We start from the raw sequence: 733 nt of genomic DNA, 5'->3' as shown, positions 1-733 counted from the left end.
CGAGTAGGGCTAAATAAATAGCCCTCTCACACCACCGTACGTGCCGTTCGGCATACGGTGGTTCAATTTAATTTACCCATGACCTGCTTATATAGTAATCGTATGGGTCTACTAATCCTGTTTTGGTTAGTCTTTCCTTTGTGATTACTCTTACTAAGTAGGTTTTTGTTGCTACAAAGTAATACCTATCTCCACAATAGGCTGTTAGTCTTGCTAGGTCTTTTCCTACTCCCATTTTCATTAACGCCCATTGTCTTTTCTTCGGTACTTTCCACATTTTCCAACATATTATTCTGAGCCTAGTTCTTAATTGTTCACTAAATCTTTTTAGTTTGCTTTTCATATCCGCAATCCTAAAGTAATTTATCCACCCTCTTGTTACTTCATTTAATTTCTTGATTCTGTAGTCAAAAGGTACTGACCATTTTCTTGTGGTTAGTTTTTTTATTTTGTCTTTGAATCTTTTAAATGATGTTTCATGGACTCGTGCTTTCCATTGTTTTGCTTTGTTGTTTTTCCAGTAGCCAAATCCTAGATATTTAATCTTGCTTGGTCTTGTTATTTTGCTCTTTTCTGCATTTACTTTTAAGCCAAGTTTATTTTCTATGAATCTTGTTACTGAATGCATTACTCTTGTGGCTGCTGCTTTACTTCCTACAAATATTAGACAATCGTCTGCGTATCTAGTGAATCTAAGTCTTCTTGATTCTAGTTCTTTGTCTAGTTTGTCTAG

1 protein-coding gene is annotated in these 733 nt (G+C 35.2%); it reads right to left on the bottom strand.

Annotated elements, in window-relative coordinates; genetic code table 11:
- Nucleotides 1–67 precede the first annotated feature (67 nt).
- Nucleotides 68–733 (bottom strand): group II intron maturase-specific domain-containing protein (locus HMPREF1864_RS05895; RefSeq protein ID WP_255353770.1); only part of this gene is annotated, 666 nt, incomplete at its 5' end.

It is taken from the genome of Peptoniphilus sp. DNF00840 (assembly GCF_001553125.1).
In the GTDB taxonomy this organism is placed as follows: Bacteria; Bacillota; Clostridia; order Tissierellales; family Peptoniphilaceae; genus Peptoniphilus_A; species Peptoniphilus_A vaginalis.
Note: the sequence above shows the minus strand (reverse complement) of the source record. Positions and strands in the feature narration are given on the sequence as shown.